Annotated in this window: 19 protein-coding genes and 1 pseudogene; 15 read left to right on the plus strand and 5 right to left on the minus strand. The window is 62.8% G+C overall.

What is annotated here, in order from left to right; genetic code table 11:
* Positions 1-121: pseudogene (locus ACFOW6_RS12245) on the plus strand (IS5/IS1182 family transposase); the annotation flags it as partial.
* Between the two features lie 52 nt (positions 122-173).
* On the opposite strand, the gene secA reads toward ACFOW6_RS12245, so the two are convergent.
* A complete protein-coding gene (gene secA, locus ACFOW6_RS12250) occupies positions 174-2,924 on the minus strand; it encodes a preprotein translocase subunit SecA (RefSeq protein ID WP_382422661.1) in 2,751 nt (916 codons plus the stop codon).
* A 335-nt stretch (positions 2,925-3,259) separates the two neighbouring features.
* On the opposite strand from secA, the gene ACFOW6_RS12255 reads away from it, so the two are divergent.
* From ACFOW6_RS12255 to ACFOW6_RS12265, 3 genes are read left to right on the plus strand one after another with little or no spacing between them, the layout of a single operon-like run.
* Positions 3,260-4,183 (plus strand): peptidylprolyl isomerase, encoded by a 924-nt coding sequence (locus ACFOW6_RS12255; RefSeq protein WP_382422662.1) that lies wholly within the window; start codon positions 3,260-3,262, stop codon positions 4,181-4,183.
* Positions 4,184-4,230: 47 nt separating this feature from the next.
* Positions 4,231-5,460 carry a bifunctional glutamate N-acetyltransferase/amino-acid acetyltransferase ArgJ gene (gene argJ, locus ACFOW6_RS12260; RefSeq protein ID WP_382422663.1) on the plus strand — a complete coding sequence of 410 codons (1,230 nt, stop codon included), beginning with the start codon at positions 4,231-4,233 and terminating at the stop codon, positions 5,458-5,460.
* Between the two features lie 2 nt (positions 5,461-5,462).
* Positions 5,463-5,924 (plus strand): (deoxy)nucleoside triphosphate pyrophosphohydrolase, encoded by a 462-nt coding sequence (locus tag ACFOW6_RS12265; protein WP_382422664.1) that lies wholly within the window; start codon positions 5,463-5,465, stop codon positions 5,922-5,924.
* Here the strand turns inward: ACFOW6_RS12265 and ACFOW6_RS12270 are convergent.
* Positions 5,921-6,544, minus strand: coding sequence for an FMN-binding negative transcriptional regulator (locus ACFOW6_RS12270; protein WP_382422665.1), 624 nt, complete (start codon positions 6,542-6,544; stop codon positions 5,921-5,923). The genes ACFOW6_RS12265 and ACFOW6_RS12270 overlap by 4 nt on opposite strands.
* Positions 6,545-6,610: 66 nt before the next feature.
* Positions 6,611-7,264 carry a regulatory protein RecX gene (locus ACFOW6_RS12275; protein ID WP_382422666.1) on the minus strand — a complete coding sequence of 218 codons (654 nt, stop codon included), beginning with the start codon at positions 7,262-7,264 and terminating at the stop codon, positions 6,611-6,613.
* Positions 7,265-7,462: 198 nt separating this feature from the next.
* On the opposite strand from ACFOW6_RS12275, the gene ACFOW6_RS12280 reads away from it, so the two are divergent.
* The 11 genes from ACFOW6_RS12280 (at position 7,463) to holA (ending at position 18,715) form a co-directional block, all read left to right on the plus strand.
* On the plus strand, positions 7,463-8,215 hold the full coding sequence (locus tag ACFOW6_RS12280; RefSeq protein WP_382423006.1) for an ABC transporter permease: 753 nt from the start codon (positions 7,463-7,465) through the stop codon (positions 8,213-8,215).
* Positions 8,216-8,225: 10 nt separating this feature from the next.
* Positions 8,226-9,008, plus strand: a complete 783-nt coding sequence (locus ACFOW6_RS12285) for an ABC transporter permease (protein WP_382422667.1) — start codon at positions 8,226-8,228, stop codon at positions 9,006-9,008.
* Positions 9,009-9,143: 135 nt separating this feature from the next.
* Complete coding sequence (locus ACFOW6_RS12290) at positions 9,144-10,325, plus strand: aspartate aminotransferase family protein (RefSeq protein ID WP_382422668.1); 1,182 nt, start codon at positions 9,144-9,146, stop codon at positions 10,323-10,325.
* Between the two features lie 4 nt (positions 10,326-10,329).
* Positions 10,330-11,256, plus strand: coding sequence for an ornithine carbamoyltransferase (argF, locus tag ACFOW6_RS12295; protein ID WP_382422669.1), 927 nt, complete (start codon positions 10,330-10,332; stop codon positions 11,254-11,256).
* Complete coding sequence (gene hslO, locus ACFOW6_RS12300; protein ID WP_382422670.1) at positions 11,244-12,212, plus strand: Hsp33 family molecular chaperone HslO; 969 nt, start codon at positions 11,244-11,246, stop codon at positions 12,210-12,212. The genes argF and hslO overlap by 13 nt, the downstream gene beginning before the upstream one ends.
* A gap of 97 nt (positions 12,213-12,309) precedes the next feature.
* Positions 12,310-12,915 (plus strand): hypothetical protein, encoded by a 606-nt coding sequence (locus ACFOW6_RS12305; protein ID WP_382422671.1) that lies wholly within the window; start codon positions 12,310-12,312, stop codon positions 12,913-12,915.
* A 124-nt stretch (positions 12,916-13,039) separates the two neighbouring features.
* Positions 13,040-13,627: a hypothetical protein gene (locus ACFOW6_RS12310; RefSeq protein ID WP_382422672.1), complete on the plus strand. Its 588-nt coding sequence runs from the start codon at positions 13,040-13,042 to the stop codon at positions 13,625-13,627.
* A 140-nt stretch (positions 13,628-13,767) separates the two neighbouring features.
* Positions 13,768-14,313, plus strand: coding sequence for a DUF3576 domain-containing protein (locus tag ACFOW6_RS12315; RefSeq protein WP_382422674.1), 546 nt, complete (start codon positions 13,768-13,770; stop codon positions 14,311-14,313).
* A 137-nt stretch (positions 14,314-14,450) separates the two neighbouring features.
* Complete coding sequence (gene leuS, locus ACFOW6_RS12320) at positions 14,451-17,027, plus strand: leucine--tRNA ligase (RefSeq protein WP_382422675.1); 2,577 nt, start codon at positions 14,451-14,453, stop codon at positions 17,025-17,027.
* On the plus strand, positions 17,014-17,631 hold the full coding sequence (gene lptE, locus ACFOW6_RS12325; protein WP_382422676.1) for an LPS assembly lipoprotein LptE: 618 nt from the start codon (positions 17,014-17,016) through the stop codon (positions 17,629-17,631). Before leuS ends, lptE begins: the two co-directional genes overlap by 14 nt.
* Positions 17,632-17,665: 34 nt before the next feature.
* Entirely contained in the window at positions 17,666-18,715 is a 1,050-nt protein-coding gene (gene holA, locus ACFOW6_RS12330) for a DNA polymerase III subunit delta (RefSeq protein WP_382422677.1), read from the plus strand.
* Positions 18,716-18,747: 32 nt separating this feature from the next.
* Here holA and ACFOW6_RS12335 read toward each other — a convergent pair whose 3' ends face one another.
* The gene (locus ACFOW6_RS12335; protein ID WP_382422678.1) at positions 18,748-19,695 is read right to left on the minus strand and encodes a ParB/RepB/Spo0J family partition protein; all 948 of its coding nucleotides are present in this window, start codon (positions 19,693-19,695) and stop codon (positions 18,748-18,750) included.
* Between the two features lie 31 nt (positions 19,696-19,726).
* Complete coding sequence (locus ACFOW6_RS12340) at positions 19,727-20,554, minus strand: ParA family protein (RefSeq protein WP_382422679.1); 828 nt, start codon at positions 20,552-20,554, stop codon at positions 19,727-19,729.
* Positions 20,555-20,557 lie beyond the last annotated feature (3 nt).

A 20,557-nucleotide genomic window follows, 5' to 3' on the forward strand; every position in this document is an offset into this window, starting at 1 on the left:
GAAAATCAAGCAGTTCAGAGGCATCGCAACACGTTATGACCGCAAACCGGAAAACTACCTCGCCGCGCTCAAGCTGGCTTCACTCCGCATCTGGTTGAAGTCTTATGAGTCTGCGGCCTAGAGTGAGACAGAGGTGAGCTGTCGCCTGCTACCTCGACACTCGATAACCGGTGTCAGTTCAGCTTGCCGTGACAGTGCTTGTATTTCTTGCCAGACCCGCAGGGACAGGAGGCATTGCGACCCGTCTTGGTCCAGGTGGACGGGTCGTTGGGGTCCAACTCCGCGGCCGCCGCTGCCCCCGAGCGGCCTGAAGCGGTGTTGGCAGCGGTGGCGCTGCCAGCCGGCGCGGCTTGCCGGCCTGCCCCGCGATCTTCCGCAAAGGCGGGATCCTCACGGCTTTCCTGCATCTGCTGTGGTCCACGCTTCGGCATCAGGGACTCCGGTTCCTGGACCCGGATGTTGACGTGGCAGAGCAGAAGGGTCACTTCCTCGCGCACGTTGGCCAGCATGGTCTCGAAATGATTGAAGGCCTCCGCCTTGTATTCGTTCAGCGGATTGCGCTGGGCATAGGCACGCAGCCCGACGCTCTGGCGCAGGTGGTCGAGCGCCAGCAGGTGCTCCTTCCACTGCTTGTCCATCGTGCTCAGCAGAATCTGCTTTTCCGCCGTACGCATGAGCTCGGCACCGAAGGCCGCTTCCTTCTCCTGCATTTTCTGCTCGATGGCCTGGCGGATTCGCTCCAGGATCTCCTCGTCGGCGATGCCTTCCTCGCGCGCCCAGTCGTGCACCGGCAGATCCAGGCCAAACAGCCGCAGGCATTCCTCGTGCAGCGTGTCGATGTCCCACTGCTCGGCGTAGGCCTTGGGCGGGATGCATCGGGCCACCAGGTTGGCGGTGACATCGTCGCGCATGCCCAGAATGGTGTCGTGCACGTCGTCGGCGCGCATCATGTCCTTGCGCTGCTCGAAGATGACCTTCCGCTGGTCGTTCATGACATCGTCAAAGCGCAGCAGGTTCTTGCGGATCTCGTAGTTGCGGGCCTCCACCTTTTCCTGGGCCTTTTCCAGGGCGCGGTTCACCCAGGTATGCTTGATCGCCTCGCCTTCCTGCAGTCCCAGGCGCTTCAGCATCCCGTCCATGCGTTCGGATCCGAAGATTCGCATGAGGTCGTCTTCCAGGGAGAGGAAGAACTTGGAACCGCCGGGATCGCCCTGGCGGCCGGACCGGCCGCGCAACTGATTGTCGATACGCCGGCTTTCGTGCCGCTCGGTTCCCAGCACGAACAGGCCGCCACCTTCCATCGCGCGGGCGCGTTTTTCCTCGATGTCCTTGTAGAGTTCCTCGATCTTGGCCTGGCGGGCCGTCTCGTCCTCCAGCGTCATGGCTTCCTGCTGGATGCGCATGTCGGCGTTGCCGCCCAGCTGGATGTCGGTGCCGCGGCCGGCCATGTTGGTGGCGATGGTCACCGCACCCGGCGCACCGGCCTGGGCGATGATGTAGGCTTCCTGCTCGTGATAGCGGGCGTTGAGCACCTGGTGGTCGATCTTCCGCTTCTTCAGCATCTCCGAGAGATGCTCGGATTTCTCGATGGAAACAGTGCCCACCAGCACCGGCTGTCCACGCTGCTGGCAGGTATCAATCTGGTCGATGATCGCAGTGTACTTTTCGTCTGCCGAACGATAGACCTCGTCGTCGTAGTCGATCCGCTGAACCGGCTCGTTGGTGGGGATCTCGACCACCTCAAGCCCGTAGATTTCGCCGAACTCGCTGGCTTCGGTAACCGCCGTGCCCGTCATGCCGGCCAGTTTGGGATAGAGCCTGAAGAAGTTCTGGAAGGTGATGGAGGCCAGCGTCTGATTCTCGTTCTGGATGGTCACGCCTTCCTTGGCCTCCAGAGCCTGGTGCAGCCCCTCGGAATAGCGACGCCCCTCCATCATGCGGCCGGTGAACTCGTCGATGATGACGACCTTGTCGTCCTTGACGATGTAGTCGGTATCCCGGTTGAACAGCACATGCGCCCTCAGGGCCTGGGTCACATGGTGCAGGATCCCGACATTCTGGATGTCGTAGAGCGAGCCTTCCTCTATCAGCCCCTCGGCCTGGAGCAGTTCCTCCACGTACTCCGTCCCCTCGTCCGTCAGCGTGACCGAGCGCGCCTTTTCGTCCTTTTCGTAGTGTTCTTCACTGATCTTCGGCATGATCTTGTCGACCGCCATGTACATGTCCGAGGAATCCTCGGCCGGTCCGGAGATGATCAGCGGCGTCCTGGATTCGTCGATCAGGATGGAGTCCACCTCGTCGACGATGGCGTAATTGAACTCGCGCTGGACCATGTCCTCCAGGCGGTACTTCATGTTGTCGCGCAGGTAATCGAACCCCAGTTCGTTGTTGGTGGCATAGGTCACATCACAAGCGTACTGCTCGCGCCGCTCGGCATCGGGGACGCCGGGAACGACACAGCCCACTGTCAGACCCAGGAAGCGATAGATCTGGCCCATCCATTCCGAGTCGCGCCGCGCCAGATAGTCGTTGACCGTCACCACGTGCACGCCCTTGCCCGACAGCGCGTTGAGATAGACCGCCAGCGTGGCCACGAGAGTCTTCCCCTCGCCGGTCTTCATTTCCGCGATCATGCCCTTGTGCAGGACAATGCCGCCGATCATCTGCACATCGAAGTGGCGCTGGCCGAGCGTCCGCTTGGCCGCTTCGCGCACGGTGGCGAAGGCCTCCACGCGGATATCATCCAGTGTCTCGCCATTCTCGAGACGTTCGCGAAACTGGAAAGTACGGGCGCGCAGGGCCTCGTCGTCGAGCGTCTCGAGCTCGGGTTCAAGCGCATTGATCGCTTCGACGTCACGGCGCAGAGACTTTATGTAACGGTCATTGGCAGACCCGAAGAGGCGCTTGGCAATCGCGCTCAGCATGAAACCCTCGGTGTCGGAGGAACGTATAGACACGCAAAAGCCATAAGATGGCCGCGCAGTAAGCCTGACAGATATGACCCCTGTTGCATTCTGTCAACGCGTGAGACCCCCGCCCGCGGGAAAAAGCCCACAATGCTGCCTGCACGGGTGTCACCGCGTGCACAGGCGAGGGCTTCACTTGTGATTTTTCGTGCCATCTGCATATTTGCCGGGATGGCTGGTGCACGACACCAGCCGGCACACACAATGGAGGTTTTATGTCATTCCAGATCCCTGCTCTGTCACCTGCCGTATCCAGGCCACGTCCGACATCGGCTGGCCGTCGGTGGCTGTCGGTGCTGACACTGGCCGCGCTTCTTTCGGCCGGCACGGCCCTGATGCCCGGAGGTGTCTCCCAGCTTCAGGCACAGGACGAAACGAACGCGCAGGACAGCCAGGCAGACGGCGAGACGACCGGCTACGATCCCGATCGCGTGCTTGCCACGGTCAACGGCGAGAATATCCGTATGGCCGATGTGATCGCCACCGCCCAGGAGCTTCCCCAGCAGTATCAGTCGCAGCTGTCCAGACTTTTCCCGGCCCTGGTCGAGCGGCTGGTCGATTTCAAGCTGCTTGAGGAAGCCGGCCGCGAGAAGGGCCTGGCCGACAACGAACAGGTCCGCCGTGCGGTGGAACGCGCGGAGAGCGAGGCCATCGGTCAGGTCTACCTGCAGCAGGCGATGGACGACGCGGCCACCGATGAGAGGCTGCAGGAAGCCTATGAGCAGTACAAGGCGGATTTCGAGCCCAAGAAGGAAGTCCGCGCCCGCCATATCCTGGTGGAGGAAAAGGCCAAGGCCGAAGAGCTGATTGACGAACTGGGCGACGGGGCCGACTTCGCGGCCCTGGCGGACGAGCATTCCATGGATGAAGGCACGGAAGGCGGAGATCTTGGCTACTTCACCCAGGATCGCATGGTTGAGCCCTTTGCCAATGCCGCCTTTGACATGGAGCCCGGCAGCTACAGTGAAGAACCCGTGGAAACGGAATTCGGCTGGCACGTGATCAAGGTGGAGGACAGCCGGATGACAGAACCTCCCGAAATGGAAGAGGTTCGCGGAGAGCTCGAACAGCAGATCGCGTCCGAATCCATCGAGGAGATCCTGGCCGACCTGCGGGCCGATGCCGACATCGAGATGATGGGCGCCGCCCCGCAGCAGGTTCCGGAAGAGGCCCTCGAGGAAGAGAGCCTGCCCGACACGGGAGAATCGACCCAGTAAGCCCGCTTTCGCCAAACCCATCCTGAAGACCAGAAAGAGTCCCGGACATGCCCGAACTGTCGCCGCTGGCCCCTGCATCCTTTCCTGTGCTGCCACCTGTAGAGGGTGTGGAGCTGGCGGCGGCGGCCACGGGCTTGCGCTACAAGGGGCGTGAGGACGCCCTGCTGATGTGCTTTTCCCCGGGAACGGTGGTGGCCGGCGTGCTTACCCGCTCGCAGACGGCCAGCGCCCCGGTGCTCTGGTGCCGGGAAGCGCTGGCTGGCGGCCGGGCCCGAGCCTTTCTGGTCAATTCGGGCAATGCGAACGCCTTCACCGGACGGGCCGGCATTGCCTCTGTGGAGCGCAGTGTCTCGGCCACGGCGCAGGCCCTTGACTGCACGAACCGGGAGGTCTTCGTGGCCTCAACCGGCGTGATTGGCGAACCGATGCCGGACGAGAAGCTGACCCACAGCCTGCCCGAGCTCGTCGGCAAGCTGGCACCGGATGGCTGGGAAACCGCAGCGCGGGCCATAATGACCACCGATACCTTCCCCAAGGGAGCCAGCCGCACGACGGAAATCGACGGCAGGAAGGTGGTCCTGAACGGCATTGCCAAGGGCTCCGGCATGATCGCGCCGGACATGGGCACCATGCTGTCCTTCGTCACCACCGATGCCGACCTCCCTGCGGATGTGCTGCAGCAGCTCCTCACCCGGGCCAACAACCGCTCCTTCAACTCCATCACTGTGGATGGCGATACCTCAACCAGCGACACGCTGTTGCTGGCGGCCACCGGAAAGGCGGGCAACACACCGATCCGCAGCCTGGTCGATCCGCGCCTGCGCCGCTTCACCCGCGCGCTGGAGGACCTCCTGATCGACCTGGCGCAACAAGTCGTGAAGGACGGCGAAGGCGCCAGCAAGTTCATCACCATCGAGGTTACCGGCGCCACCAGCGCACGCTCCGCGCGGCGCATGGGCTTGGCCATCGCCAACTCCCCACTCGTCAAGACCGCCATCGCCGGAGAAGACGCCAACTGGGGACGGATTGTCATGGCGGTCGGCAAATCCGGCGAGCGGGCCGACCGTGATCGTCTGTCCATCTCCATCGGTGGAGTGGAAATCGCCCGCGAGGGTCAGCGCGTCGGAAACTACGACGAAGCCCCGGTGAGCGCCCACATGAAAGGGCGGGATATCCTGATCCAGGTGGATGCCGGCGTGGGGCGGGGCCGGGCCCGGGTCTGGACCTGTGATCTGACCCACGGCTACATCGACATCAATGCCGACTATCGGAGCTGATCATGCCGCCGGCTGAAAGCGGGTGCTGGCAGGCCGGCGAGCGGACCGCAGGCGAAGATGGCCCCCGAGAGATCATCCTGGTCGCCGCCGCCGCGCTGGTGGATACGGACGGACGCGTCCTGCTGAGCCAACGTCCCGAAGGCAAGGAAATGGCAGGCCTGTGGGAATTTCCCGGCGGCAAGGTCCATGCCGGCGAAACGCCGGAGGCCGCTCTTATACGGGAACTTCACGAGGAACTGGGCATCGACACGCGGGAGAGCTGCCTGGCGGCACTCGCCTTTGCCTCCCACGGCTACGAAAACTTCCACCTGCTGATGCCGCTGTTTGCCTGCCGAGTCTGGCAGGGAACCCCGGAAGGCCGGGAAGGACAGGCCCTGGCCTGGGTACGACCGGCGCGCATGATGGACTACCCCATGCCGGCCGCGGACCTGCCGCTTGTGGCCCTGCTGCGGGATTTTCTCTAGCGCGGGATCCGATCCGCCACAGCCAGGTCTTCCGCGTCACCGCTTTCGCCAAGCCCCTCCGCGATGCGCTGTCGGTCCTCCGTGGCCTTGTCCTGGCTCATCTTGGCCTTGCCCTCCAGGCGTGTGATTTGCAGGCGCAGGCCGACAATGCCCTTGAGCTTCGCTGCCACGAAACTGTCCGGCGCGTCGCTGACGGCCCAAGGCTGCTCACGCATGGATTCATGCAATTCCGTCAGGCGCGAAACCACAGCCAGAAGCGGCTCGGGCTCGGCGAAGAACTCCACCGTCCCATAGGCATGAACCGCCGTATAGTTCCAGGTCGGCACCACCTTTCCGGTCTCTGCCTTGGCCGCGTACCAGGCTGGCGTTATATAGGCACTCGGTCCCGTGAAAATGGCCAGCGCCTCGCCCTGGATGTCTGAGCGCCATTGCGGGTTTGCACGAGCGAGATGGCCGTAGAGCGTGCCCCTTTCGCCTTCTTCGCTGTCGAGAATCAGGGGCAGCGATGTGGCCTGCAGGCCCTCAGCCCCGAAGGTCACCAGGCTGCATAGCCTGGTCGCGCGCATCATCCGATGGATCTCACCCAGATCTTCGACACGGAACTGCGGCGGTGTGTACATGATGCGTTCCTTCCTATCCCACGATACCGCGAGGCCGACGCCGGATTTGCCCACCATCGTTTCCGTTCATGCTTGAGGGTCGGCCGCGAGCATCTCCTCCAGCGTTGCCACATCCTCGGCCTCGACAATGCAGCGCGCAAGCGCATAGCTGAATCCCTGTCGCCCCAGGGCGGCCAAGTCCCGCTCACGCCGTTCCTCGCGCCTGCTCTCCTCGCGAAAGGGGCCAAGCCGACGGCGGCGAGCAAAGGCCACGGCTGCACGGAATTCGGAATTCGGTTTTTCCGCTTCCAGGTCTTCCAGAGCATCCTCGATCAACCCTGCTTCCACGCCTTTTTCGCGCAACTTCCCTTCGATGGCTCGCGCCGACTTTCCTCGCCGGTGCAGGCTGCGCGCCAAACCCTGGGCATAGGCCGCGTCATCCAGAAAGCCGTTGCGTCGCAAGCGGACGATCAGCTCCTCGATCCAGCGCTCCGCCTCGTCCTGATCGCCCCCGTGCACTTCAAGGGAACGTTTCACCTTGCGCCTGAGAACGCGACGTAGGTTGGCTTCTGAGGTCACATAACGTTCAAGATAGAAAAGCGCGGCCCGTTCCAGGTAGGCGGGCGTGATCCGGCGCGGCTGCCGCCGCTGTTTCGACTTCGCCTGCCTTTCGTCCGACTCCTGCGGTCCCGGGTCGCGGGTGTCAGCAGAATTCCGGTCCTGTTTCCTCGAGCTGTCCATGCCGTCAGTCTGCCATGTGCCGCGTGCAGATGCGAAGTGTAACCTGTGCGCTTGTATCCCCTCTGCCACGGGTATATCTCCTAGCCCATGACCGATACACTCAGTGAGTCCCATCCGGCGCCCGCCGCGCCGGCCCCGCAGTCGACAGCCCGTCCGGCGACAGAGGTCGGCCCCCGCTTGCTGGGCCGCTTCAACCTGATGGGCCTCTGGACACTCTACCTGAAAGAAGTGCGCCGGTTCCTGAACGTGCTGACCCAGACCGTAGTCGCACCGGTGATCATGTCGCTGCTGTTCCTGGCGGTCTTCACACTGGCGCTCGGCCGGGGATCCATGTCCGTGGCCGGCATTCCCTATCCGGAGTTTCTGGCGCCGGGCCTGATCATGATGCAGATGCTCCAGAACGCGTTCGCCAACACCTCCTCCTCGCTGGTGATCGCAAAGGTCCAGGGCAACATCGTCGATGTCCTGATGCCACCCCTCTCACCGGGCGAACTGACCCTGGGCTATGTGGGTGGCGGCATGACTCGCGGCCTGCTGGTCGGCGTGGCCGCGGCAATCGCCATCTGGCCCTTCATCGGCTATGGCATCCATGATCCGCTGGCCATCCTCTACTACGGGATCAATGCCTCCATGATGCTCTCTTTGTTGGGAATTCTGGGCGGTGTATGGGCCGACAAGTTCGACCATATCGCAGCCGTCACCAACTTCGTGATCATGCCGCTGTCCTTCCTGTCGGGAACCTTCTATTCGGTGGAGCGTCTGCCGGAAAACTGGGTCTTCGTGGCGCACCTGAACCCCTTCTTCTATCTGATCGACGGCTTCCGCTACGGAATCATCGGGCATAGCGACAGCCCAGTCTGGCTGGGGGCCCTGATCGTGGCCGTGGTGAACATCCTGCTCTGGACACTGACCTACCGGATGCTGGCAACCGGCTACAAGCTGAAGCCGTAAGCCGGAAACGATGCGCAGCTTCGCCCGCGGCCCGAACTGGATCGGTATCTGGACGCTGGTGCGTCGCTGGCTGATCCGCTACCTGCGTAATCTTCCCGAGGTGGCGGGCCGGGCCGTGGGCATGGGCCTGCTGTTCCTCCTGGTCTTCTCCGTGGCACTGCCCGAGGGTGTGGCCTTCCAGCCCGGCGTGACAGCCCTGCAGTTTCTCGCACCGGGCCTGATCGCCTGGGCCATGTTCTCGGATGCCTTCGATAATGTGGCCTTTCCCCTGCTGTTCGACCGGATGGAAGGCATGATACAGGATGTCCTCATGGCGCCGCTTTCTCCGGCTGAGCGCCTGGCCGGCTATCTTCTGCCCGGTCTGTTCGGCGGGCTGCTGACCGGGCTGTTCCTGGGACTGGTCTTTTCCTTCATCATCGACCTGCCACTCGCCAAGCCGTTTCTGATCCTTCCCTTCGCGCTGCTGGGCTGTCTTCTCTTCTCCCTCATCGGGTTGCTTTGCGGCCTCTGGGCCATCAAGTGGGACCACTTCGCCATGGTCGAGAACTTCCTGGTGCTGCCACTGGGCCTGCTGTCAGGCAGCTTCTTCACCCTGGCCAGCTTGCCCGAAGCCGGGCGCACGGCCATCCTGGCCAATCCGGTGTTCCACATCATCGACGGGCTGCGCAGCGGATTTACCGGAACGACCGAAAGCGACTTTACGGGCGGACTGCTTCTGCCTGTGCTGGTGATCGTTCTGCTGTTCTGGCTGTCGCAGAGACTGTTCAGGCGCGGTTACAGGATCCGTCAGTAAGGGCCCTGTATTTGTGCGGCGGCCAGCGTTGACAGCTTCAGTGCAACCCGTCATCGTCCCGCTTTTCCGCAAAACTCGGGATCATACCGGGATCCGGAAGGACAGCCGTGATGGCAGGAAACAAGGATTGCTGACGTGAGCGACGCGTTGATGAACACCTACGCCCGCGCCGATCTCGCTTTCGAGCGCGGCGAGGGGCCCTATCTGATCACCCACGAGGGGGATCGCTACCTGGATTTTGCCAGCGGCATCGCGGTCACTGCGCTGGGACACGCCCATCCGCATCTCGTGAACGCGCTGCAGCAGCAAGCAGCACGCTTCTGGCACTGCTCCAACCTCTTCCGTATTCCCGAAGGCGAACGCCTGGCCGAGCGCCTGGTTGCCCACTCCTTCGCCGATCGCGTTTTTTTCTGCAATTCTGGCGTCGAGGCCTTCGAGGCCGCCACCAAACTGGTTCGCAAGTATTTCGACGACAAGGGTGAGCCGGATCGCTGGCAGGTCATCACTTGCAACGGCGCCTTCCACGGCCGCTCCCTGACCGCCATTGCCGCCGCCGGCAACGAGAAGTACATGGCCGGTTTCGCGCCCCATGTTCCTGGCTTCACCCAAACGGCCTTCGGAAACCTTAACGAGCTGCGCCATGCCATTACCGACGAGACGGCGGCCATCCTCGTGGAACCGATTCAGGGCGAAGGCGGCATCCGCACCCCGGACCTGGAATATCTGCGCGGCCTGCGGCAGGTCTGCGACGAGTTCGGCCTGCTGCTGGTCTTCGACGAGATCCAGTGTGGCATGGGCCGGACGGGAACGCTCTTTGCCTATGAACAGGCGGGCATTGCCCCCGACGTCATGATGCTGGCCAAGGGACTGGGTGGTGGATTTCCCATCGGCGCCCTGCTGGCCACGGAGGAGGTTTCCGCCTCCTTCGGTCCCGGAAATCATGGCACCACCTTCGGCGGCAACCCCCTGGCCATGGCCTGCGGCAATGCGGTCATGGACGTCATGCTGGACGAAGGCTTCCTGCCCCAGGTCAAGCGGGTGAGCCATTCTCTTCGGGAAAAGCTGGACGATCTCGTCCGGCGCCATCCTCAGGTCTATTCCGAGGTGCGCGGCATGGGGCTGCTTCTGGGGCTGCGCGGTGCCGTTCCCAACACGGAGCTTATCGCGGCCTTGCGGGCGCGCGGGTTGTTGACCGTGGGGGCCGGCGAAAATGTCATCCGTCTCCTGCCACCCCTCATCATTACGGAAGCCGAGGCCGAAGCCGCAGTTGGAATTCTGAATTCCGTTGCTGAGGCCTATGGCCATGCCGCGGAGTAATCTCATGTCCAGTGCTTCGCAGAGCGCGCTCAAGCATTTCCTTGATCTCGACACGTTCGATCGGGCCGAGCTGCGTCAGATTCTCGACCTCGGCAAACGATGCAAGGCGGGCGAGTTGGGAAGCGAGCGCCCGCTCGCCGGCAAGTCGCTGGCAATGATCTTCGAGAAGCCCTCGACCCGAACCCGCGTGTCCTTTGAAGTGGGCATCCGCCAACTGGGTGGGGAACCCATCGTGCTGGAGCCCAGCGGTTCACAGCTCGGACGCGGCGAGACGGTGGCCGACACGGCGCGCGTCCTTTCGCGCTACGTGGATGCCATCATGATCCGCACCACCAAGGAGGAGAAACTCCTCGAGCTGGCAGAATTCGCCACGGTGCCCGTGATCAACGGACTCACCGACCGCACCCATCCCTGTCAACTGATGGCCGATGTCATGACCTTCGAGGAAAGGCTCGGCCCCATCGAGGGGAAGACGGTTGTCTGGTCCGGTGACGGCAACAACATGGCGACCTCGTGGATACACGCGGCCGCTCGCTTCGGTTTCGAGCTTCGGCTCGCCTGTCCTGCAGCTCTCTCGCCGCCACCCGAGGTGGTTGCCTGGGGACAGCAGGAAGGCGCTCGGATCCTGGTCACCGACGATGCGCGCAGTGCCATGAAGGATGCTGACTGCGTGGTGACCGACACCTGGGTTTCCATGGGAGATGACGTGGGGGATTCCATTCGCCGGCACAATCTCCTCAAACCCTTCCAGGTTACGGAGGAGCTGATGGCCCTGGCCAAGCAGGAGGCCATCTTCATGCACTGCCTTCCGGCGCATCGCGAACAGGAAGTCACCACGAGGGTCATCGACGGCCCCCAGTCCGTGGTCTGGGACGAGGCGGAAAACCGAATGCATGCACAGAAGGGAATCTTGCTCTGGTGTCTGAACTGAACGAAGACACACGGTTTGTGAACTACACGCCGGGCGACGATCTGGTCCAGCCCTTCCTGATCGAACGGACCGGAATTCGCGGACGCCTTGTCCGCCTGGGGCCAGTACTGGACACCATACTGGGGCGGGCGGAGCTGCCCCGACCCGTTGCGGCCCTGCTGGGCGAACTGGTGGCCTTGGGCTGTCTTCTGGGCAGCACGTTGAAGTATGACGGCGTCTTCACGCTGCAGGTCAAGGCCGATGGTGCGCTGAAGACCATGGTGACTGACATGACCAGTGCAGGCAGCCTGCGTGGCTATGCCAGCTATGACGCGGAAAAGGTGGCCGAGTTGCAGGAAACGGACAGCGACCTGCCATCGGATATCACGAGCTGGCTGGGCGAAGGCTACATGGCCTTCACCGTCGACCAGGGCCAGCACAGCGAGCGCTACCAGGGAATGGTGGAGCTTCAGGGTCCGCGGCTGGCGGATTCCCTGCGCCATTATTTCCGCCAGTCGCAACAGATCAATGCCGGTATCCTGGTGGCCGTATCCCAGACCGACAGCGGCTGGCGCGGGGGCGCGCTGCTGATCGAGCGCATCCCCGACAGTGCGACCGGCGACGTTTTCGAGATCTCGGACGAGGACTGGCGGCATTCCCTGATCCTCATGTCGAGCTGTACCGAAGAAGAGCTCCTGGCGCCGGAGCTGTCCGCCGAACGATTGATCTACCGTCTGTTCCACGAGGACGGAGTGCGAGTCTTCGAGCCCAAATCCTTTGACGCGACCTGCCGCTGCTCGCGCGAAAAAGTCGTCAATGTGCTCAAGTCCCTGCCCAGCGAGCAGATTCGCGAGCTCAGTTACGAGGACGGCTCGGTCAGCATGAAGTGTGAGTTCTGCAGCACAAATTACCACTTCAGCGAAGCGGAGCTGGAAGCTCTTTTTCGAGAGGCCACGGACCAACAGGACAACGGCTGAAATACCCGACGTCTGTCTTGGCTCTGCCGCATTTTCCCTCTAGGAAGCCGGAAACCCGAGTTCAGCCAAGGCCACGGAATACGAGGTCAGAACGAGCATGCAGCCCCTTTCCCGTCGTGGTTTCATGATTGCCGGCACCGGTGCTGCAAGCTTGGCGCTGCTTGCCGGTTGCGAGATGACGCCTCCGCGCAATGACTTCGCGCGCATCGGCTTCGATCACCGCCAGCCACTCCGTTTCGACGTGGCAAGCATAGAAGTGATCCAGCAATACGAGGCGCCGCGTGAGGCCCCCTATGTTGGTCACCGCTTTCCGGACCCCCTTCCGGAGGTGGCCGAGCGCTGGGGGCACCAGCGCCTGAAGGCAGAGGGCCCCCGGAACAACGCCCGCTTCACCATCCAAGAGGCGTCCGTAGTGGAGCAGGAGCTGGCAGGTACCCAGGGCCTGAAACGCTTTTTCGTGATCGACCAAAGTGAGCGCTATGATGCGCGCCTGCGGGCGGAACTGGAAATCCGGGACTCGAGCGACGGCGCACGCCGGGTCGTGCGCGCCGATGTCCGCCGTTCCTTGACCGTAGCCGAGGACGCGAGCCTGACCGAACGCGAAGCCATCTGGTTCCAGTTGACAGAGGATCTGATGCGCCGTTTCGATCGGGAAATGGAGCAGGTCGTGCGCGAGAACCTGACACCTTGGCTTTTGAACTGAGACAGCTGTTGCACAGGCAGTTTGCCACAATGGAAAATCCTGCCTACGGGATGACTTTCCGTGTTTGAATACCAGCTTCTAGAGTGAAGCTGGACAAGACAGCGAACACATCAGAGTTGACGCCATGAAACGCCTCCATTGCACTTTCGCGACCCTGCTGTCTGCCGGCCTCCTGGTTGGCTGCACCCCGACGACCATGGAGCCGGTGACCATCGAGCCGTCCTACAAGCTCATCGACCTCTGGTGGGCAGGCAAGGACAACGGTATTCCCCTGTCGGTGACCGGCACGCCCTACGGCATGAACGCGGACGAGGCCGCCGCATCCTTTGCCGACAACATGCGGGTGCCGGGCTATGCGCCCCAGGTGGACATCCGCCCGCGCACCTCCGAGGACGGTCGCAGCGGCTGGTCCATGGTCCTGGCCTTCGACGCACCGCAAAGCGCCTCGGCGAGCGATGTCTGCTCCACGACACGGGGACATTCCCTGGACAGCACACCGACCGCTGGCGAAAAGCCGCAGACGGTGTTTGCCGCCTTTTGCCGCAACGGCAGCCGCGTGACCAGCACCCGGGCCTCCCTCCCCGGCGAAATAACAGGCGCGGAGGACCCGAGGCTGCAGCGGATCCTGCAGCAGGTGAGCGGGGCGCTTTTCCCGCGCCACAATCCCCATCTGGACGACCGGGACAACCAAGGCAACGACTGGAACTCCTGAGTTGTGGGCGTCACACCGGAAACCGGAATAAATCCTTCGGCAAGAACAACGATCTGTTTTACCTGCCGGGGAAATGCTGGCATAGTGCCGCGCGCGGTCGACCAGACCGCTTTGTCAAGCCTATGCGGAACGTGATCCAGATGAAAACAAGCCAGATCTTCCGGTTTTTTGCCGTAGTGAGTCTCGCCGGCCTGCTCGCCGCCTGCTCGTCCACGGAGCGGGAGTACGACTATCCGGTGGAAACGGACAGAAGAGGCCGTACCGTCTATCAATCCGAGACCGAGCCCGGCGTCTTCGGGACCGATGGCATACTGCTGGTTGGCGAGCGAGAGGAAGACCCGCAGCAAGGCGGCGGCGGCTCCGGGATCGGCGTGAATGCCTATCTCTGGCGCGCCTCGCTGGACACTCTCTCATTCATGCCCCTGGCTTCGGCGGACCCCTTCGGCGGCGTTATCCTGACCGAATGGTACACCCCGCCGGAGACACCGGACGAACGCTTCAAGGTCAACGTCTTTATCCTGGGGCGCGACCTGCGGGCCGATGGTGTCCGAGCCACGGTCTTCCGGCAGGTGCGTGACGACACAGGCAATTGGGTCGACGCAGAAGTCGAGCCGGAAAGCGATCGGGAGATCGAGGACTCCATACTCACCCGGGCGCGCGAACTCCGCATCGCGGGCCTGAACTGAAGCGGACGTTCCGTTCCAGGGAAAGGGGCGTTGTCCATATCTCGTGAACAGGGCGGACGTGAGTCACGGCGATACGCCGCTCGCCGGAAGATGCTCCCGCGGCGTATCCCCTGCCCCCAGCCGCGGACCAGTGAGACATGAGCCGATACAATCCGAAGGAAACCGAAAGCAAGTGGCAGCAGGCCTGGGAAGAGGCCGGCTGCTTCCTGACGAAGACAGAGCCTGATCGGCCCAAGTACTACGTCCTCGAGATGTTCCCCTATCCCTCGGGCCGGATCCACATGGGACATGTGCGGAACTACACGATCGGGGATGTGATCGCCCGGTTCAAGCGGGCCCGTGGCTTCAACGTCCTGCACCCCATGGGCTGGGACGCCTTCGGTCTTCCGGCCGAGAACGCTGCTGTCGAGCGCGGCGTGCATCCGGCCGACTGGACTTACAGCAACATCGACGCCATGCGGACGCAGTTGAAGTCCATGGGTCTGTCCATCGATTGGAGCCGGGAATTCGCCACCTGCCATCCCGGCTACTACAGTCATCAGCAGGCTCTGTTCCTTGACTTCATGGAGTCTGGCCTTGTCGAACGGCGGGAATCCTGGGTCAACTGGGATCCGGTGGACCAGACCGTACTGGCCAATGAACAGGTAATCGACGGCAAGGGCTGGCGTTCGGGCGCAGCCATCGAGCGCCGGCGCCTCTCCCAGTGGTTCTTCCGCATCACCGCCTTTTCCGAGGAACTTCTCGAAGGCCTGGAGGATCTGAAGCGCTGGCCGGAAAAGGTGCGCCTGATGCAGCAGAACTGGATCGGGCGCTCGGAAGGTGCACGCATCTTCTTCGAGATCGAGGGCCGTGACGAACCGCTGGAGGTGTTCACCACCCGCCCGGATACCCTGTTCGGTGCCTCTTTCGGAGCGTTGTCTCCACACCATCCCCTGGCTGCGGAGCTGGCCGAAAAGGATCCGGAGCTCAAGCACTTCATTGCCGAATGCGACCGTCTGGGCACAAGCGAAGAAGCCATCGAGAAAGCGGAAAAGCGCGGATACGACACAGGCCTGCGCATTCGCCATCCCCTGATCGCGGGAAAAACCCTGCCGCTATACGTCGCGAACTTCATCCTGCTCGAATACGGCACTGGTGCCATCTTCGGCTGTCCGGCCCATGACCAGCGCGACTTGGATTTCGCCCGCAGATACGGCCTGGATGTCTTGCCCGTGGTGCGTCCCCGCGAGGTTCCGGGCGCCGAGTGGACGATTGGCAACGAAGCCTATACAGGCGACGGCGTGCTGTGCAACTCGGAGTTTCTCGACGACCTGGATGTGCCAGAAGCCAAACGTCGAGTCATCGGACGGCTCGAGGAGTACGGCCACGGCAAGGGAACGGTCCAGTTCCGCCTGCGCGACTGGGGCATTTCCCGGCAGCGCTACTGGGGCTGCCCAATTCCCGTGGTCCATTGTCCCGACTGTGGCGCAGTCCCGGTTCCCAAGGAGCAGCTGCCCATAGAACTCCCGCGTGACGTTACCTTCGAAACGCCCGGCAATCCACTGGATCATCATCCGAGCTGGAAGCACACGCAGTGTCCGCAATGCGGCACCCCTGCTCAACGCGACACCGACACCATGGACACCTTCGTCGATTCCTCCTGGTATTTCGCGCGGTTCTGCAGCCCGCGGGCCGAGGCGACGCCGCTTGTCCGCCAGGATGTCGATTACTGGCTGCCGGTGGACCAGTACGTGGGCGGAATCGAGCATGCCATCCTGCACCTTCTCTATTCCCGCTTCTTCACGCGTGGCCTGCGGAAAGCCGGCTACCTGAATCTGGAAGAGCCCTTCGCCGGCCTTTTCACCCAGGGCATGATCTGTCACGAAACCTATCGCGATGCGGATGGCCACTGGCTATGGCCGGACGAGGTCCATCGCGACCCATCCGGCAATCCAGTGGACAGCCAAGAGCGGCCCGTGACCGTCGGTCGGGTCGAGAAGATGAGCAAGTCCAAGCGCAATACCGTGGATCCGGCCGATATCATCGACAGCTACGGGGCCGACACGGCGCGCTGGTTCATGCTCTCCGACAGCCCGCCGGATCGCGAGATGGAATGGACGGACGCTGGCATCGAGGGGGCCTGGCGTTTCGTTCAACGGCTCTGGCGCCTGGTACGCGAAACGGCTGCCAGCGATCGGCTGCCCCCGGTGGGGGCGCCGGCACCAAAGGACTTCGACGAGACGGCCCTGGAGCTGCGTCGCAACGTTCACAAGACCATTCAGGGCCTGACCGGGGACATCGAGGCCTTCCATTTCAACAAGGCCGTCGCGCGCCTCTACGAGCTGACGAACCATCTTTCCTCGGCCACTTCGCAAGCTGATGGCAAGGGCCTGGACTGGGCCCTCCGCGAGGCCTGTGAAATCCTGGTGCGCCTGATCGCACCCATGATGCCCCATCTCTCGGAGGAACTCTGGCGGACCCTGGGACACGCCAGCCTGCTGGCCGAGCAGAACTGGCCGCAAGCGGATCCCGCCCTCGTCGAGGACGAAACCGTGACCATTGCGGTCCAGGTGAACGGCAAGCTTCGCACGAAACTCCAGCAGCCGCGCGACTGCGATCAGGACCTCCTGCGTGAGGCTGCCCTGGGTGATGAGACGGTTCAGCGTTATCTTGAGGGACGCGAACCGCGAAAAGTGGTGGTCGTACCGAACCGGATCGTGAATGTCGTACTTTAGGCCACTCTTCGCCCTGCCCCTTCTTCTGACTGCGGCTCTCGTGCTGGCAAGCTGCTCCGTGCGCCCGCTCTATGCCCCAGGTGGTGTGGGGGAAACCAGCCAGACCCAGTTTTCCTCGATCCGCATCGAGCCGATTCCGGATCGCGAGGGACAGATCCTCCACAACAAGCTGCGCAACATGCTCAATCCCTACGGACAGCCCAGGGATCCTGAGCATGTGCTGGTCGTGCGACTGCGCGAATCCCGGGACTTCACCGCCGTGCGCCGCAGCGAGACGGCAACTCGCGAGAACCTGACGATCGAAGCCAATTTCGCACTCCAGGACAATCAGACGCGCCAGGACGAGATGCGGGGACTGGCCATCGGCACGGTCGGCTACAATGTGAATCCCTCGGGCTTTGCCACCTATGTCTCGGAACAGGATGGCCGGGAGCGTGCACTGGAAGGAATTGCACAGGAAATCCGCCGTCGGGTCGGCCTCTACTTCGCCGCCCAGGAGGAAGGCATCGGCCCGGAGATCCATACCCAAGGTCCATCGCCGGATGCCTGGTCCTCCTATGACGAGGACGACGCGGATGAAGCTGAGTTCCAGACCGGGGATTGATCCCGGCAACGACCTCCTGCTTGGACTCTGAATCATGGAGATCAAGGGCGAGCAATACGAGGCCCATCTCAAGCGCAAGGGCACGAACCTGCGGGCCGTTTTGTTGTACGGCCCCGACCGCGGCCTGGTTGAGGAGCGCGCCAATGCGGCCGTGCGATACGTCATCGGTGACATTGACGACCCATTTCGCCTCGTCGAGGTGACCCCCAGCCAGTTGAAGGAGGAGCCTGCTCGTCTGCACGACGAGGCAACCGCTCTTTCCTTTTCCGGTGGTCAACGTGTCATCCGCCTGCGGGGGCTCGGCAACGAGGCCGGGTTGCTGCGTGACTATATCGAGGCGTTGCCTGGTGACGCGCTTCTGGTCGCCGAAGCCGGAGAAATTCCGCGCAAGTCCGAGCTTGTGAAGCTCTTCGAGAAAGCCGGAGACTCCGTCGCCGCAGTGGCCTGCTATCGCGATGAGGGTACGACACTTTTCCGCCTGATCGATACGTACTTCCACGAGCATGGCCAGAGTGTTTCACGTGAAGCACGGGACTACCTGGCCGCCAATCTCGGGGGCGATCGCCAACTCACCCGACGGGAGCTGGAGAAACTCTCCCTGTATGCCGGAAACGCCCAGACCATCGAACTGGAGGACGCCCAGGCGTGCATCGGTGACAGTGCTTCATTGTCCCTGGATGACCTCTCCTTCGCTGTTGCGGAGGGGCAGCTGGCCGCCGTCGAGCGCGCCCTGAATCGAAGCTTTGATGAAGGCATGAGCGCTGTCGCCATCCTGCGCGCCGTGGCGCGCCACTTTCAGAGGCTTCACATGACGGTGGGCTTGATGGCGTCGGGCCAGGATCTGGATACGGCCCTGCGCAAGCTGCGCCCCCCCGTCTTCTGGAAAGTGGCCGACCGCTTCAAGGCCCAGGCGCGTACCTGGCCAATCGGTCATCTCACACGGGCGCTGGAGCGTCTGTTGGAAACCGAAGCGGCCTGCAAGAAAACCGGGGCGCCGGACACATTGCTGTGCTCCGACAGCCTTTTCGCCATTGCTCGGGGTTCACCGCTGGCGCGGCGTTCTGCTGGCCGCGCGCGGCGCTGAGCCTCGGCAGATTCCTGTCCGGAACACGGAATTCACAAACCGCTGCTCGGGGCCGGCGCCTGGTTGAGTCGGCGCAACACGTCGTCCAGCTGATCCAGATTGTCGTAATGAACGGACAGGACGCCACCTTCTCCGTTGCCGTGCAACTCGATATTCACCTTGAGTCCGAGCAGACCGGAAAGATCGCGCTCCAGGGCCAGGGTATCGGCATCCTTGGCGACCGCTCCCTTTGCCGCAGCGGAGGATCTCGACTTCTGCCGCCCCCCTGCGGCTCCGTCCTGTCCTCTTGAGCCCTTTTGGCCACTGACAAGACGCTCGGTCTCCCGGACGGTAAGCCCGCGGCGCACCACTTCCTCGGCCAGTTTTTCCGGTTCCTCCGCCGACAGCAGGGCCCGGGCATGGCCAGCGGACAGACTGCCTTCCCCGACCCTGTCCTTCACGCTGTCCGGCAAGTTGAGCAGCCGCAGTGTGTTGGCGATATGCGGCCGACTCTTGCCGATCAAGCGGCTGAGCTCTTCCTGACTGTGGGAAAAGTCGTCGATCAGACGGCGATAGCCTTCTGCCTCTTCAATGGGATCGAGATCCTGACGCTGCACGTTCTCGACAATCGCCAGCTCCAGGGCTGTCCCGTCATCCATCTCGCGAACGAGAATCGGCACCTCGTGCAATTGCGCCCGTTGAGCGGCACGCCAACGTCTCTCGCCGGCGATGATTTCGTATTCCGAGGGACGATCAGGATGGCGCCGCACGAGAATGGCCTGCAGCAGGCCCTGGGTCTTTATCGACTCCGCCAGGGAATCCAGCGCAGCTTCGTCGAAATGACGGCGCGGCTGTACCCGGCTGGGATGAAGATGTTCGATCGGCACCGTCTTGTTGGCGCGGTGACGGTCCAGATCCGCATAGTCGCCTGCCGCTTCTCCCAGCAGGGATGCCAGACCACGTCCCAGATTGCTGCGCTTGGGGGACTGGGATTCGCTCATTCTGTCATTCTCTCCTTTTCGGCCGGCTCTGTCAGGATGCCAGGGCCGCATCCGGTAGCGCCCGTCCCTCGCGACGGAGAACTTCTCGGGCCAGGTGCAGATAGGCCTGTGACCCCGCACAGCGCAGGTCGTACAGCAGAACGGGTTTGCCGTGAGACGGCGCTTCCGAGACCCGAACGTTGCGCGGGATCACGGTTTCATAGACCCGCCCGCCGAGGAAGGCGCGCACATCATCCGCAACCATATTGCACAAGTTGTTGCGGCTGTCATACATGGTCAACACAACCCCTTGAAGTTCAAGGTCAGGATTCAGGGTCTGTCGTACCCGCTCGACGGTCCGAAGCAGGTGGCTGAGTCCCTCCAGCGCATAGAATTCGGCCTGCAGGGGAACCACGACAGCGTGGGCAGCTACCAGGCCATTCACGGTCAACAGCCCAAGCGCCGGCGGACAGTCGATGAGGATATAGCTCCAATCGCGCTGACTGCGCCCCAAGGCATCCGCGAGGCGGCGATCGCGCTGGGGCAGGTTGACCAGTTCCAGTTCAGCCCCGGACAGCTCCACCGAGGAGGGCAGAACATCAAGGCCCGGAACCCGTGTCGGCAACACCACGTCATCCACTTCGCAGGACGCATGCAGGACTTCATAAACGGTCTGCCGCTTTTCGTCGTGCTCCAGCCCCAGACCGGTGGTGGCATTGGCCTGAGGGTCCAGATCGATGATCAGGACCTTTTCACCACACGCGGCCAGAGCCGTTGCCAGGTTGATCGCCGTTGTGGTCTTGCCCACCCCGCCTTTCTGGTTGGCGACGGCCAGGATACGAGCTTCCTGCATAGTCTGGGGTTCACTGCTGTCGTTCATGAA

This window comes from Fodinicurvata halophila, assembly GCF_042651425.1.
Taxonomy (GTDB): domain Bacteria; phylum Pseudomonadota; class Alphaproteobacteria; order Kiloniellales; family DSM-21159; genus Fodinicurvata; species Fodinicurvata halophila.